A 14,179-nucleotide genomic window follows, 5' to 3' on the forward strand; every position below is an offset into this window, starting at 1 on the left:
ACTCTCCCGCTGAATTTGCAGTGAAACTGGAGAGAAACGAAGTAAACGCGTTTAGAATCGCCGTATAGTTGAGCCGAACTAAGGTTTGATCCTAAAGTGTCCAATATTCGGGGGCCTGGCCGATTTCAACATCAGCACGGATCGGCAAGAAGCCGATAGGAACGCAACCGCTCCTCGTAATCGGGGATCGGCGAGACGATCAAAAACTCGTCGTTAAGACACTCGCGTTGCATGTTCTGCAGCTTTTCGCGGACCTGATGCCCTGTCCCGACAAGCCCTTGGAAAGGCGAACCTCCGCGGGCGAGGAATCCTTCGGCCGCCTTCGCCGCTAGGGTCTCCGCCTGCTCTTTCGTCTCTGCACAAATGACACTAACGGCAAGTATCGTCGTTGGCTGGGCTTGGTGCAAGGAAGGGCGGAAGGTTTCACGATAGGTCCGCAGGATCTCTCCCCCATCGCTTTCACTCATAAATTGACCGAAGACGTAACCCGTTCCGAGTTCGGCCGCATAACATGCGCTTTTGACATTAGTGCCAAGCATCCATAGATCTAGCGGAAGATGGGGAATTGGCCGAGCAGTAACGGGATGATCGTCGTAGCGATAACGATCCGCAAGCAAGTCAGAGAGATCCTTCGCTAGCTGCGGATAACGAGCTACCCGTTCCAGAAAATTACCGCTTAACGCCATCGCCGCATGCGCCTCCCCGCCGGGAGCTCTCCCGATCCCAAGATCGATACGCCCCGGATAGAGGGCCGCAAGGAGCCGGAAGTTTTCCGCTACCTTCAGCGGGCTATAATGCGGCAGCAATACGGCGCCTGATCCAAGACGGATCCGGCGGGTAGCCGCTCCGATCGCTGACAGTAGCACCTCTGGCGCCGCACTGGCCAGACCCTCCATATCGTGATGTTCCGCCGTCCAGTACCGCAGATATCCCAGTTCTTCCGCTTGCCGGGCCAACCGGATGGCTTGTTCAAGTGCCGCTTCCGCCTTAGTCCCCGGGAGCTTCGGAACCAAATCCAGCACGCTAAGCTTTAGCCTTAGCTTCAGCTTCATCTCAGAATCATTCATCGTACGCCTCCTTCTCCACCTCAGGTTCCCCTTCCTCTCGAAAGTACAAACGTTTCACGCCGCCCGGCCCAACCCGGGTGTCCCAGAAACTCAAATTCGGTTGAAGCAGTGAACAGATCAATGAGATAACCCCGCCATGGGTGACGATGAGCAAACGGGTGGGTTCAAGCGGCTGTGATGCGGTTAGCGGCAAAGACGGATATAATCGAACCGCTGACGGCGGGAATGTCTCCCGCAATCGGACGTTTGCCAAACTGCCAAAGCTGGAGTTGGAGTTGGAGATAGAGTCGGATCCCGCTAACGCTTCCGTCCTCGTTAAGAATTCCCCGCACACCCCCGACACACGTGCCTCAAAAGCCTGCCATGATTCGCCGTCAGGTGGCGTTGCGGCTTGCGGATCGTCGATCCAAGTACGGTAACGCTCGTTGTCCTTGAGCATCTCATACGTCTGGCCCTCCCACCGGCCGAAATTCATTTCCCGCAGGCGGGGGTCCTGCTGCGCGCCGTCCAGTAAGTCTGGACGGGCCCAGGCTAACGTTTCGCGGCAGCGCCTTAAATCACTGACATACACCGCCGCGAAATCGACCCCCGCCAGTTCCCGGCGCAGCTCGGCCAAGCCCGATGCTTCACCCGGCAGCAGGGGGAGATCACTATGCCCTTGATACCGGCGTTCGGCGTTCCAGGCCGTGAGGCCATGACGAACCAGCCACCATTCCACGTTCATTCACGTTCACCTCCCAGGCCATTCCCCTCCAAAGTTAAGTTCAAGCTCAAGGCCCGCCGCTAATTCACGAATCGAGTCTCCCATTCCGATTAAATCCATGTCCAATTGCCGGTGATCGCAATCCATATCCCCGTTCCTACGATTACCATCGCATTCGCCGCCCAGAACATCAGTTTCGCCGTCTTCGCTACGTCCTCGGGAACCAGCTCTCGGGTCTTGTCGCCCATATAGGCGCGGAACGAGACGACGCTGTGGTAGGAGTTCTCCCCGCCAAGGCGTACGCCTAGAGCCCCGGCCACCGCCGCTTCCGGGTAGCCGCTGTTCGGGCTCGGATGCTTGGCGGCATCGCGGCGTACCATTCGCCAGACGCCGCGGGCATCCAACCGCAAGGCCCATGCTGCGACGTAGAGCAGCAGCGCCGTCAACCGGGCGGGGATGTAATTGGCGATATCGTCCAACCGGGCGGAAGCCCAGCCGAGATCGATGTATTTGTCGTTCTTATAGCCGACCATCGAATCGAGGGTGTTCACCGCCCGGTATGCCATCGCCAGCGGGGCACCGCCCAGCAGGCCATAAACAAGCGGCGACACGACGGCGTCGACGATGTTCTCGGCGACGGTTTCGACGGCGCCGCGCGTGATCTCCGGCGCATCCAGGTGCGCCGTGTCGCGTCCGACGATCATGCCGAGCGCGCGGCGGGCGGCGGGCAGGTCACCGCGCAGCAGGTGCCCGGCCACGTCCATCCCAGCCATGCGCAAGCCTTTGGCGGCGATCGTCGTCCAGATGAGGGCGGCCTCCACCGCGGCCGCCAGCCACGGGCTGACCTGGGCCAGCAGGCGCAGCAGCGCCCAGGTCAAGACAAAGCTGCCGCCGGCGACGACCAGCGGCAGCAGCACCCCCGCCGCCCGATAGCGGCGGGGCGGAACGAGGCGGCGGATGGCCGCCTCGAGCGCGGCGATCGCCTTGCCCATCCCCACCACCGGGTGGGGAAGCCAGCGCGGATCGCCGAGCAGCCGGTCGAGCGCATACGCGACCGGCAACACCCACCACGCCGCCATCATCGGCGTGCTCCCGCGCCTGCGGCCGCTGCGCGCAGCGACGCGCCTACGGCGGCGTACACCAGGCGGCCCACCGTGCCGCCCAGGTCCGTCGCGGTGCCCGCGTAAGCGTGCAGCAGCGGCCAGTCGGCCCGCTGACTCACGCCAAGCGCGACCGCGTCGGTCGTGGTGCCGGTGGCTGCGAGCCCGTTCTCGGCGTCCAGCACGCCGAGATCGCCCAGCGCGGCCGTCTTCGCCTCCGTCGCCGTCATCACGGCGTTGACCATCGCCGCCGGCGTCAGCCGTCCGTCCACAGCCAGCAGCACATTAATCGTTCCCGGTGTCCACGAGGCCGGGAACGTCGTCCGCCGAACGCCGGCCCGCGCGGCGTTCGAAGCTCCCGCCGTCGCGCAGCAGAAGACGGCGAAATCGCCTCCCCGCTCCTCCGCCACCGCCACGTAGCGCATCGGCACCGCCGTCAGCAGCCCGGCCGTTCCTTCAGCCGGATAACCCCACTGCCCCAGCAGATCCGCGATATCCCGCGCTGGATCATCGCAGCGGTAATGCCGGTCTACGTAGATGTTGACCATTCGGTTAAGCTTGCCGAAGCCGCCGCCATACACCGCGCTGCTCAGCCCGTCCATCTCCTGCGGGGCTTCCAGCAACAAATGGCGCTCCCCGTATTCCAGCTTCAAGCCAGGCCAGGCTTCAGATGCATAAACCTTGCCCGGGTTCGCCTCCATAAAAGGTATCTCGATCGTCATTCTTCCCTTCCTCCCAAATCCACGTCTTGCGCAATCGCAAACGATACTCGTTCAACTCATCCCTACCGTCAGGAATTCACAGGAATCCCAATCATCCCGCTCCTCTTGAATTCTCCTCACCGCTTCTCCCCCTACAATGCTTCCCCCATCACCGCTTCCAGCTCCCGCAGCAGTTTGCCGCAGGCCGGTTCGTCCTTCACCGCCAGCCGAATGTCCCGCTCCGTCAGCCCCGGGTACATCGCGCAGCTGCGCACCAGCACGCCGCGCCGTCCGAGCGCGGTCTGTATCGATTCGGCCGTCCACGGCTCCGGTACCCGGACAAGCAGGAAGTTCGCTTCCCCCGGCCAGGTTCTGCAACCCAGTCGCATCAACTCACCCATCAGCCGATCGCGTTGCTGCTTCACCAATCCCATAGTCTCTCGTTCGTACGAAACGTCCGCCCCCAAGCAAAACTCGCCCGCAAGCAGTGCCAACGAATTGACGCTCCAGGTCACCTGCTTGTCCCGCATGCGCCGGGCTGTCTCCGGATGCGCGATCGCAAATCCGAGCCGGAGGCCCGGGATCGCGTAAAACTTCGTCATCGACCGGATCAGGATGAGATGCGGATATTCCCCCAGTTCCGGCAGCAACGTTCGGCGCTCCGGTTCCGGGATAAAGTCGATAAACGCTTCATCTATCACCACGTACGTGCCGTATCGCTCTCCTGCCGCGGCGAACCGCCGCAGCTCGTCCATCCCGTATTGCACCCCGTTCGGGTTGTTGGGTTGCCCGATGAACGTCAAATTCGTTTCACGAATCAGCCCTTCAATCTCCTCCGGCGCCGCCTTAAACGCCCGCTCCTCTGTCCCGAACACCGACATCACCTCGGCGCCAAACTGTTCCGAAAGGGTGCGGTATTCGGAGAAGCAAGGCTCTACTATCCCGACCTTCTCCGGGGCGAGTCCAAGCAGCGCCAACGCCATATTTTCCGCCGCCCCGTTGCCGACGACTAATGCATCCCCCTCCACTTGAAGGCGGGCTGCCAACTGCATCACCAGCTTGCGATGTCCGGGATCCGGATAACGCACAATACCCGGCAGCGCCTCCCGAAGGGCATCCAGCAACCCCGGCGGCGGCCCCAGCGGATTAATGTTCGCGCTAAAATCCGTCCATTCTCCCGCCGCCACGCCGTACCGGGCCGAAGCCGTCACCAGGTCGCCGCCGTGGCCGTAAACTTCCAACTCCATGACTGATCCCTCTTTCCTTATGCTCCTTGCATCCATGCACGTTATTCTTTTCTCTCCAAAAAAGTTCAGGTGTCCCCATTATCTGTTCCCGGTCACCTTCCGTCAATAAGGAAGCTATTCGGTTCTTTTTCACCAAATATCCCTGCTCCCTCTTTGGTTTCGACATCAATTGGTTTACAATAAATTCATATGCGTGTAAGACTACATACCGGGGCCTGAGATTCAGGCGTCCGGCCGCAAATAGGAGGATGGAGAACCATGCTGTTTATTGATAACGAAGGCATTACCGATGCATCCGTCAATTTGGCCATCGAAGAATATGCCCTGAGACATTTGCCGCTGGAGGACGACAGCTATTTGCTGTTCTATATCAACGCCCCTTCCATCATTATCGGCAAGCACCAGAACACCATCGAGGAGATCAATCAGGAATACGTCAAGGAGAACGGCGTGCAAGTCGTGCGACGGCTTTCCGGAGGTGGCGCGGTATACCACGACCTCGGGAATTTGAACTTCAGCTTCATTACCAAGGACGACGGTGAGTCTTTCCACAACTTCCGCAAGTTTACCGAGCCGGTGGTGCAGGCATTGAAATCGCTGGGTGTGAATGCGGAGATGACCGGACGCAACGACCTTCAGGTCGGGGAGCAAAAGATTTCCGGCAATGCCCAATTCGCCACGCGAGGCCGCATGTTCAGCCACGGCACGTTGATGTTTAACCTAAACCTGGACAACGTACAGGCTTCGCTGCATGCCAATCCGGAGAAGTTCAAATCGAAAAGTACCAAATCCGTACGCAGCCGGGTCGCCAACATCATCGACTTTCTGGACCGCAAAATGACAATTGAGGAATTCCGCGCCGAGTTGCTGCGGCATATTTTTGGCATGGAACCGAACGCCGTGCCTCAATATAAATTAACGGAAGCAGACTGGGCGAAGATCCATGAGATTTCCGCTCAGCGCTATAAAAACTGGGATTGGAATTACGGTTTGTCGCCGGAGAGCAACGTGAAGCATGCCAAGAAATTTCCGGTCGGCATCATCGATCTGCGCATGAACATCAAAGACGGACACATTCAAGACATCAAGATTTACGGGGACTTCTTTGGCGTCGGCGACGTGGCGGATATCGAGGACAAGCTGAGAGGCGTGAAATACGAGGATTCGGCTGTGCGAGAAGCTTTAGCTGGCATTGAGGTGAAGCACTACTTCGGCAATCTGGAGCTGGACGACTTTATCGGACTGGTATTCCTTGAAGAATAACGAACCTGCCCTATCTTTGAAAAAGCCCGCCATAAACCGGACCCGACTGGCCGATATGGGCCTGTTGTTCGTCGCGTTCATGTGGGGCTGCACCTTCTTGATCGTTCAGCATGCAGTGCGGGTGCTCCCGCCCCTGGCCTTTAACGCCATCCGCTTTAACGGGGCGGCGCTGCTGCTCGCTTTGATCATCGCCGTGTTTTATCGGCAGGAATGGAAGCAATTATCCTGGAGTATGGCGGGACATGCGGCGCTGCTTGGTTTGTTTCTGTTCCTCGGCTATTCGTTTCAAACGGTCGGCTTGCTGTATACCTCCACCTCGAACGCAGGGTTCATTACAGGATTGTCCGTCGTCATCGTGCCTTTTTTGTCATTTTGGCTGCTGAAGCATCGCATCTCCCGGTTCACCTGGATAAGCGCGTTGCTGGCCGCCGCCGGACTCTATCTGCTAGCGTTCGCCGGCACCCAGGGTCTGGCTTTGAATCGCGGCGATGCCCTCGTGTTCTTATGCGCCATTGCCTTTGGGCTGCATGTCGCCTACACCGGCGTGTTTGCTCCCCGTTATCCGGCGCTTCCTTTAGCATCGCTGCAAATGTTGGTCGTCGGCGTTCTCAGCGCGGCTGGATCGCTGCTGTTTGAACGTTCGGCTTCTTGGACCGAAACGGCCGGTCAACTGATGCAGCCGGAGGTATGGCTTGCGCTACTCGTCTCGATCGGGCCGACCAGTGCGTTCGCGTTTTGGATTCAGACGGTAGCTCAGAAGTTTACCAGCCCTTCCCGGGTCGCCGTCATTTTCGCCATGGAGCCGGTGTTCGCCGCGGCGACCGGCGTGCTTTTCGGAGGCGAACGGCTTGGTTTGGCGGCAGGGATCGGCTGTATGTGCATTTTAGGCGGTATGTTGCTCGCGGAATTGAAATCCGCCGGTTAGAGAGAGATCATTCCAAAAGGAGAGAAACCATGTATAAACTGATTGCCATCGATATCGATGATACCTTAATTAATGACGACAAAGAGGTTACTCCTGCAACGCAGCAGGCGTTGGAGCAAGCGGTGTCCAAGGGGGTAGTCGTCACCCTGGCAACCGGCCGCGCCTACGCTTCGGCCCAAGCGATCGCCCGTCAGACCGGGCTGAACGTGCCGATTATTACGTACCAGGGAGCGCTGGTCAAAAATCTGATGGACGAAAAAGTGCTCTACGAGCGTTACGTCCCGATGGAAGCGGCGCGCCAACTGTTTGAATACTGCATCGAGCGCAACCTGCACCTGCAAACGTACATCGACGACAAGTTGTACGCCCGCGAGGAGAACCAGAAGCTTATCGACTATACCACGCTAAACCGGACGCGGTATTACGTGGAGCCGGATTTCGCCAAGCTGGTGGCCCAGCCAACGCCGAAAATGCTGATCATCGACGAGCCTGATTACCTGGACCAAATCGCGCCGGAGCTGCGCAAATTGCTGGGGGACGGCGTTCATATCACCAAGTCCAAGCCGAATTTCCTGGAAATCATGCATGCGGAAGGCACGAAAGGCCATGCCTTGCGTTTCCTGGCGGCCCATTTCGGCTGCGACTTGTCGCAAACGATTGCCATCGGCGATTCGTGGAACGACCATGAGATGCTGGAGGCTGCTGGCCTGGGCGTAGCGATGGGCAATGCCATCCCCGCATTGAAGGACATCGCCGACTTCGTCACCCTGAGCAACAACGAGGACGGCGTGAAGCACGTGATCGATCAGTTTGTGTTAAATGCAAAAAACTAACTGGATTCCTCCAGTTAGTTTTTTTTAGCTGAAATTTCGTTTATCATTTGCTGCAAAACGCCCAAAACTCGAAATCTATTCGGTTTTTCATATAGATTCAGGGCTTTTGCGCCCGATTGGGGCGAATAAGCATGAAATTTCATATACATTGGGTCCAAGTGACCTGACGTGGGTGAAATGTATTCGAATTTTCGCATACATTCGGCAGAAAGTATCGGTAGCGGGTAAATTGTATTCGATTTTTCGCATACATTAACCTCATGCCTACTGGGAACGGAGCTCGGAAGACATCCCCTCGGCCCCCGCTTCGGAACGGCTCGGATATCCGCTTGAACAACCATTCGGAAATCTCCCTAAACATGTGCTCGAACATCCGTTTGAACATCTGCTCGGACATTCACCCGGACGCCCAATCCGCCATCACTCCCCCGTCTGCAGCAGTACCCTCATCCCCGTCGCAGCAAACGCCACGCCCTCCGGCAATCCATAATCGCGCCGAAGGTCGAGGTCGTGCGACAGGTGCGTAAACACCGTTCGTGTCGGTCGAACTTCGTTCAAGAGCTCGAGCGCTTCCTTTACATCATACACCGACCGGGTCGCGAACTCCGCCAACTCATGATAAAAGCTCGTGCCCAGTACCAACAGATCTAGACCATGCAACGGCTCCTTTTGCTCCTCTGGTAAAGCGATCGAATCGGAGCAATAGGCCCAGGCGAAGCAGCCTTTCTCCAATCGGTACGCATACGAAAATCCGTTCTTGCCGTGGAACACCTTCCACGCGCGGATCTGCCACCCGGCCAGCCGGGTCCCTTCGCTGCCAACGGCATGCAGATCTAAATGACCGCCTAGCCACGGATATTGCCGAAGGATCGTGTCCAGCACCTCCTGCGGCGCGTGCAGCTGTCCCCGTCTCCCCAGCCAACGGCAAGCATCCGCCCATTCGGGCAGTCCACCAATATGGTCGAAATGGGCGTGCGTAACCAGAATTTGCTCGGTAAAACGTTGTCCTCTACGTTCCATGCCGGTCCGCCAATCCGGGCCGCAGTCAATCAGGAAGCTGCCTTCATCACCTTCTACCGCGACTAAAGCGCGATATCTCCGATTCACGCCGCTGGAGCTTCGCGATTCCGCGCAAACCTCGCATTCACAATACACCCTTGGAACCCCCATGGCGTCCCCGGTGCCGATAAACTCGAGCTGGTCCATATTGAAACGTCTCCCTCCTGACGAGCCACTTGTCTATTTTTTACGAAATCTCACGCCATCGAGACCACTCTGTCTTGAGGGTTGACTACGTCTTATGTGCACAATACTTATCGTCCCAGCAAATCCAGCGAGATGGAATTCGAGTCCTTATACATGTCCGGCGAACCAGATATCGGCTCGATCGTCAGCTCCAAATCGTCATTGACATTCAGCGTCTTGTCCTTGACGTAGAGATGTGCCCGATTCGCATGATATTGCAGCAATCCCAGGCTGTCGCGCGCGCCTTCCTTCACGATCCAGACGCGAATGGTATGACCTTTGTCCGGGACCAACCCGCCAACCAGCATGAGCATTTCCCGGGTGGCGGCGTTGTACCACACCCTCCCGTTTTCCGGCTCCAAACGGCCCATGGCGATCGGATAAGAGATCGTATCCGGCTTGGACAGGACCGATAGGGCTTCCGGCTCGTACGTTTGCACATAACGGTCCCAACCTGCTTCGGGTTGGTTCAGATGATCCAAAGCGTATCCCAAGCCCATCAGCACCATCAGGGCTGCGGCCAGTGACACGGTCCACTTCCACTTCCAGCGTACCGATAGCAAGCGTAACGCCCGACGTCGCCACCCGACTCCTCTCACCCGGCGACGCAGGCTGCGCCGAATTCGTTCAGAAGGAAGGGCATCTGCCCACGGGTCAATACGCTGAGTGGAAGAAGTGACAGCCTGCTCCTGGAGGTGCGGTTGCACTCGCACTGGCTGCACCGGCATGACTAGCGCCGGCTTCGGGTCTCCGCTAACGGGTATCTCTGGCATGTCCGTCTGTGATGCGTAAACGCCTGCAATCCCCAGGACGTCCTCCCAATACGTTTTCTGCCCCAGACAGATCGCACAGGTGTCCAAATGCTTCGCCATTTCAGAGCGCTTCGTCTCCGCCATTGTCCCCAGCAGCCAATCGATCCACTCCTGCTCGGTATACATCCGAACACATACGCCGTCGGGCTCCGCCCCGTTGATTTTGCGAGCATTATCGCCGGTTTGCCCGTTCATGCTCGTTCCCTCCTTCCAGCGATTCTCCCCAACCCTGCTTCTCCAACTGCTTGCGCAAATGATTCAGGCCATATCGCACCCAGGACTTCACGGTACCGATTGGCACGCTCCAGGCCTCCGCCATCTCGCGCTGGGTCTGCAGGGCGAAATAGGAACCCACGATCGCCCTCTTCTGCGGTTCCGGCAGGGTGTAAATCGCCGTGCGGAGCGCCTCCCGCTCCAGTCGCGACAAGGCTTCGCTCTCGCCGGAGCCGTCTTCGTCCACCGCATCCCGGAGCAGGGCCTCGTCGCCTGGATACTCCAGCCGCGCTTTACGCCGCAAGCGGTCTAGGCTGCGGCTCCGGGTCATGACCGCCAGCCAGGCCTTGATCGAACCGCGTGACGGATCATAGTCCTGTCCGCGTCGCAGCACCTCCAGAAACACCTCATGGCAAATATCTTCGGCCTCCATCCGCTCCCCAACCAGACGGCCGGCCACCTGCATGACAAAAGGAGAATAACAGGCGTAAAACGCATCAAATGCCGACACCGAACCTTCGCACATTTCGCGTAGACGCCAGGTCATCTCTTCATTTTGCAGGTCCATGTTTGTCCCTCCCGCAAAATTTCTCCTCTTCTTACCTCCCGTTTTACCAAAAATGGTTTCGCTTGAAAACCCCAATTTTTTTTTGCTCGGAATAAATCCAAGGCGTCGTTTCGTGCGTACCCTTGATGAACATCAATATTTCATAGGGGGTATAAAAGATGCATCAAACCTTTCGAAAAGCAGCGTTCCTGCTGCTCATTGTGATCACGGCCGTAGGCGGTGCTCTATCCGGGGTTGGCAGAGCCTCGGCGGCCGGTTCGTTGGAACTTTACTCACCTTACTTAGAGTGGTCCGCAGCGCCGGGCGAATCCGTATCGTATACGATCGATCTCGTCAATCATGGCGGAAGCACGGCATCAGCCAACCTCTCTTTAGATTCGCAAAGCAAGGACTGGAAATACGAATTGACCGCGGGCGGCCGCGAGGTCTCGCGCCTGGCGGTAAAGGCCGGAGAGACCCAAACCTTCAACCTCGACCTCGACGTACCGCTGCAAGTCAACAAAGGCCGGTACGTATTCAATCTCAAAGCGGACGATGTCACATTGCCGCTCGTCGTCAACGTCTCGGAGCAGGGCACCTTCAAAACCGAGTTAACCTTGGACCAGGCTAATATGGAAGGCCATTCCGACTCCACTTTCACGTACAGCGCGGTGCTGCGCAACCGGACGACGCAAAAACAGACCTATGCCTTCAGCGCACAAGCCGAGCAAGGATGGGACGTCCGCTTTAAAGCCGACGGCAACAGCGTAACTTCGGTCGAAGTCGAACCCAATGCCGAGAAGACGATTACGATTGAGGTGAAGCCGCCTGAACAAATCAAAGCCGGCAAGTACGAAATCCCGATTGCAGCTACAAGCGGCGATTCAACCGCCAACGCCAAGATTGAAGCCGTCGTGACGGGAACGTACGATATGAAATTTTCCACGACGGATGATCGGCTTAGCACTGACGTGGGGGCGGGTTCCGAACGCAAGCTGACCTTTGTCGTTCAAAATACCGGTTCCGCCGAGCTGCAAGACCTCTCCTTCTCTTCGTCCGCGCCAACGGATTGGGAAGTGTCGTTCGAACCTTCGTCGATCACATCGATCGCGCCGGGCGAGAGCAAGCAGGTCCAAGCCACGATCAAGTCGAGCAAGAAATCGCTCCCCGGGGATTACGTGGTCAGTCTGACCGCCTCCTCCGCAAACAAAAGCGCGAACGCCGATCTGCGGGTGACCGTGAAATCGTCCGTATTATGGGGATGGGTGGGGGTTCTCATCATACTGGCGGTTTGTGGCGGCATCTATTACCTGTTCCGGAAATACGGGAGAAGATAATCCATGGTTACTGAGACCGGTATGCGTATGACACCCACCCCATCGGCCAACGGCGAACGTCCGGTCGTCGAGCTGGTGCAGTTGACCAAGAAATACGGCGAGGCCACAGCTGTCGATCATCTGAATTTGAGCATCGCCCGCGGGGAGATTTTCGGATTGCTTGGTCCCAATGGCGCAGGGAAAACCACAACGATCCTGATGCTGCTCGGGCTGACCGAACCGACCTCGGGGCATGCACGAATCTGCGGATTCGATCCGACGCGCGAGGCGCTTAAGGTTAAGCGGAAGGTTGGTTATCTGCCTGATGACGTCGGGTTCTATGAGGACCGGACGGCACTGGATAACCTCATGTACACGGCACGGCTCAACGGCGTATCGGAGCAAGAGGCCCTCCAGCGCGCCAAAGCCCTTCTGGAGAAAACCGGACTTGCGGACAACGCCGGTAAAAAGGTCGGGGCGTTCTCCCGCGGGATGCGGCAGCGTCTGGGTCTGGCCGACGTGCTCATCAAAAACCCGGAGGTCATCATTCTCGACGAGCCTACGCTCGGGATCGACCCCGAAGGGGTACGGGAGCTGCTCGCCCTCATCTCCTCGCTGAGCCGCGACGAGAAATTGACGGTACTGCTATCCTCGCACCACCTGCATCAGGTCCAGCAAATTTGCGACCGCGTCGGTTTGTTCGTCGAAGGCCGTCTGATCGCCGCCGGCGACATCCGCTCCTTATCCAAGCAGTTGGACGCGGACGGCAACGTCTACGTCGAGGTTGGCGCCAAAGGCTGGACGGAGGAGTTGGCCCTGCACATCGCCGGTTTGGAAGGCGTCCGCGGCATCCGCTACCCGGTTCAAGGCGACGACGAGCTTGAGCGGGGCGTGACCGCAACCGTGGTATGCGAGCGCGACCTGACCGCCCAAATTGCCGATGCCGTCATTCACGGGGACGCGGAGCTTGTGTACATCCGCCGGAAGGAGTACGGGCTTGACGATATCTATCATCGTTATTTCGAAAGAAGGGGTGAGCAATGATGCAGCCAAACAAAGCGGCCGACGGCCGTTCGCCGAAGGAACTGCTGCGCCTGAACGAATGGCGGGAGCGCGCAAGAAGACAGTGGGCGGAACTGCGTCCCGCCGGCGAAGCTGATCCGCCCCGGGAACGCTCGTTTTCCTCCTTTTGGGTCATGGTGCAGAAGGAAATCGGCGATCATCTGAGCAGTTGGCGGTTCGGGATCCTGATGGGCATTATCGTGCTGGCTTGTATTGGCTCGATTTATTCGGCCGTCACGGCCATTCGATCGGGCGGCAGCGCGGCTGACGGAGGGGCGGGAGATACGTTCCTGTTCCTGAAAATGTATACTCTAACCAGCTCGGCGCTGGCGGTACCCTCCTTCTCTACATTCCTGTCCTGGCTAGGACCGCTGATCGGCATCACGCTCGGCTTCGACGCCGTCAACTCCGAACGGAACAAAGGGACGTTAGGCCGCCTTCTGTCGCAGCCGATTTACCGCGACGATTTTCTGAAAGCCAAGTTCGTCTCGGCTTTGGCGATGATCGCCGTCGTCGTGTTTTCACTGGGCCTGCTCGTGATGGGACTTGGCTTGTTTACGATCGGCTACCCGCCAACGCCGGAGGAGTTTGCCCGCATCTTCATCTTTTTGCTGATAGCGGTGGTATACATCGGCTTCTGGTTATGCCTGTCGATCCTGTTCTCGATCCGCTTCCGGCAGGCAGCGACGTCGGCGCTGTCGTCCATCGCCATTTGGCTGTTCTTTACGATCTTCTACAGCATGATCATCAACATGATCGACAGCGCGACGGCCGTCTCCCAGATGGCGACGCCGGATGCGCAGCTGCGGCAAATGAACCTCGTGCTGACGCTGAACCGCCTGTCTCCGACGGAGCTGTTCTCGGAGACGATCTCGACGATGCTTTCCCCCGGAGTCCGCGCATTGGGGCCGCTGACAATGGACCAGCTCGTGGGTGCAATCGCCAGCCCTTTATCGCTGGGCCAAAGCCTGCTGCTGATCTGGCCGCAGCTGACCGGACTGCTCGCCGCCACGATGATCTGCTTTGGCCTGTCCTACGTCCTGTTCATGCGCCAGGAAGTGCGGTCGAGAGCCTAACCGAAATCGTACGCAAAGAAGCCGCTGAATATTTCAGCGGCTTCTTTATTTATTCTCACCCAAATAGTG

The 14,179-nt window shown here is 58.1% G+C and carries 14 protein-coding genes; 6 read left to right on the plus strand and 8 right to left on the minus strand.

Annotated elements, in window-relative coordinates:
• Nucleotides 1–131 precede the first annotated feature (131 nt).
• The 5 genes from KJS42_RS15715 to KJS42_RS15735 form a co-directional block, all read right to left on the minus strand.
• The gene (locus KJS42_RS15715) at nucleotides 132–1,067 is read right to left on the minus strand and encodes an LLM class flavin-dependent oxidoreductase (RefSeq protein WP_244868517.1); all 936 of its coding nucleotides are present in this window, start codon (nucleotides 1,065–1,067) and stop codon (nucleotides 132–134) included.
• A complete protein-coding gene (locus KJS42_RS15720) occupies nucleotides 1,060–1,791 on the minus strand; it encodes a histidine phosphatase family protein (RefSeq protein WP_193415477.1) in 732 nt (243 codons plus the stop codon). The genes KJS42_RS15715 and KJS42_RS15720 overlap by 8 nt, the downstream gene beginning before the upstream one ends.
• An 89-nt stretch (nucleotides 1,792–1,880) precedes the next feature.
• On the minus strand, nucleotides 1,881–2,849 hold the full coding sequence (cbiB, locus tag KJS42_RS15725; RefSeq protein WP_213623529.1) for an adenosylcobinamide-phosphate synthase CbiB: 969 nt from the start codon (nucleotides 2,847–2,849) through the stop codon (nucleotides 1,881–1,883).
• Complete coding sequence (locus KJS42_RS15730) at nucleotides 2,849–3,592, minus strand: adenosylcobinamide amidohydrolase (RefSeq protein ID WP_155606529.1); 744 nt, start codon at nucleotides 3,590–3,592, stop codon at nucleotides 2,849–2,851. The genes cbiB and KJS42_RS15730 overlap by 1 nt, the downstream gene beginning before the upstream one ends.
• Before the next feature lie 131 nt (nucleotides 3,593–3,723).
• Nucleotides 3,724–4,818, minus strand: a complete 1,095-nt coding sequence (locus KJS42_RS15735) for a pyridoxal phosphate-dependent aminotransferase (protein WP_155606528.1) — start codon at nucleotides 4,816–4,818, stop codon at nucleotides 3,724–3,726.
• Nucleotides 4,819–5,076: 258 nt separating this feature from the next.
• Here KJS42_RS15735 and lplA point away from each other — a divergent pair, with 258 nt between their 5' ends.
• The 3 genes from lplA to KJS42_RS15750 are packed head-to-tail and all read left to right on the plus strand — an operon-like array spanning nucleotide 5,077 to nucleotide 7,839.
• Nucleotides 5,077–6,081, plus strand: coding sequence for a lipoate--protein ligase (gene lplA / locus KJS42_RS15740; protein ID WP_155606527.1), 1,005 nt, complete (start codon nucleotides 5,077–5,079; stop codon nucleotides 6,079–6,081).
• Nucleotides 6,082–6,112: 31 nt separating this feature from the next.
• Nucleotides 6,113–7,006 carry a DMT family transporter gene (locus tag KJS42_RS15745; protein ID WP_213623530.1) on the plus strand — a complete coding sequence of 298 codons (894 nt, stop codon included), beginning with the start codon at nucleotides 6,113–6,115 and terminating at the stop codon, nucleotides 7,004–7,006.
• Between the two features lie 29 nt (nucleotides 7,007–7,035).
• The gene (locus KJS42_RS15750; RefSeq protein WP_213623405.1) at nucleotides 7,036–7,839 is read left to right on the plus strand and encodes a Cof-type HAD-IIB family hydrolase; all 804 of its coding nucleotides are present in this window, start codon (nucleotides 7,036–7,038) and stop codon (nucleotides 7,837–7,839) included.
• Between the two features lie 420 nt (nucleotides 7,840–8,259).
• On the opposite strand, the gene KJS42_RS15755 is transcribed toward KJS42_RS15750, so the two are convergent.
• The 3 genes from KJS42_RS15755 to KJS42_RS15765 form a co-directional block, all read right to left on the minus strand.
• The gene (locus KJS42_RS15755; RefSeq protein WP_213623406.1) at nucleotides 8,260–9,045 is read right to left on the minus strand and encodes an MBL fold metallo-hydrolase; all 786 of its coding nucleotides are present in this window, start codon (nucleotides 9,043–9,045) and stop codon (nucleotides 8,260–8,262) included.
• 107 nt (nucleotides 9,046–9,152) lie between these two features.
• Nucleotides 9,153–10,091, minus strand: a complete 939-nt coding sequence (locus KJS42_RS15760; protein WP_213623407.1) for an anti-sigma factor — start codon at nucleotides 10,089–10,091, stop codon at nucleotides 9,153–9,155.
• Complete coding sequence (locus KJS42_RS15765; RefSeq protein WP_155606522.1) at nucleotides 10,069–10,677, minus strand: RNA polymerase sigma factor; 609 nt, start codon at nucleotides 10,675–10,677, stop codon at nucleotides 10,069–10,071. Before KJS42_RS15765 ends, KJS42_RS15760 begins: the two co-directional genes overlap by 23 nt.
• Before the next feature lie 158 nt (nucleotides 10,678–10,835).
• Between KJS42_RS15765 and KJS42_RS15770 the strand changes: the two genes are divergently transcribed.
• Genes KJS42_RS15770 through KJS42_RS15780 form a run of 3 tightly spaced genes read left to right on the plus strand, consistent with a single transcriptional unit; the run spans nucleotide 10,836 to nucleotide 14,110 of the window.
• The gene (locus KJS42_RS15770; RefSeq protein WP_193415484.1) at nucleotides 10,836–11,993 is read left to right on the plus strand and encodes a COG1470 family protein; all 1,158 of its coding nucleotides are present in this window, start codon (nucleotides 10,836–10,838) and stop codon (nucleotides 11,991–11,993) included.
• Nucleotides 11,994–11,996: 3 nt separating this feature from the next.
• Nucleotides 11,997–13,016 (plus strand): ABC transporter ATP-binding protein, encoded by a 1,020-nt coding sequence (locus KJS42_RS15775; protein WP_213623408.1) that lies wholly within the window; start codon nucleotides 11,997–11,999, stop codon nucleotides 13,014–13,016.
• Nucleotides 13,013–14,110, plus strand: coding sequence for an ABC transporter permease (locus tag KJS42_RS15780; RefSeq protein ID WP_155606519.1), 1,098 nt, complete (start codon nucleotides 13,013–13,015; stop codon nucleotides 14,108–14,110). Before KJS42_RS15775 ends, KJS42_RS15780 begins: the two co-directional genes overlap by 4 nt.
• The last annotated feature ends 69 nt before the right edge of the window (nucleotides 14,111–14,179 follow it).

The sequence above is a fragment of the Paenibacillus sp. J53TS2 genome, assembly GCF_018403305.1.
Lineage (GTDB): Bacteria > Bacillota > Bacilli > Paenibacillales > Paenibacillaceae > Fontibacillus > Fontibacillus rhizolycopersici.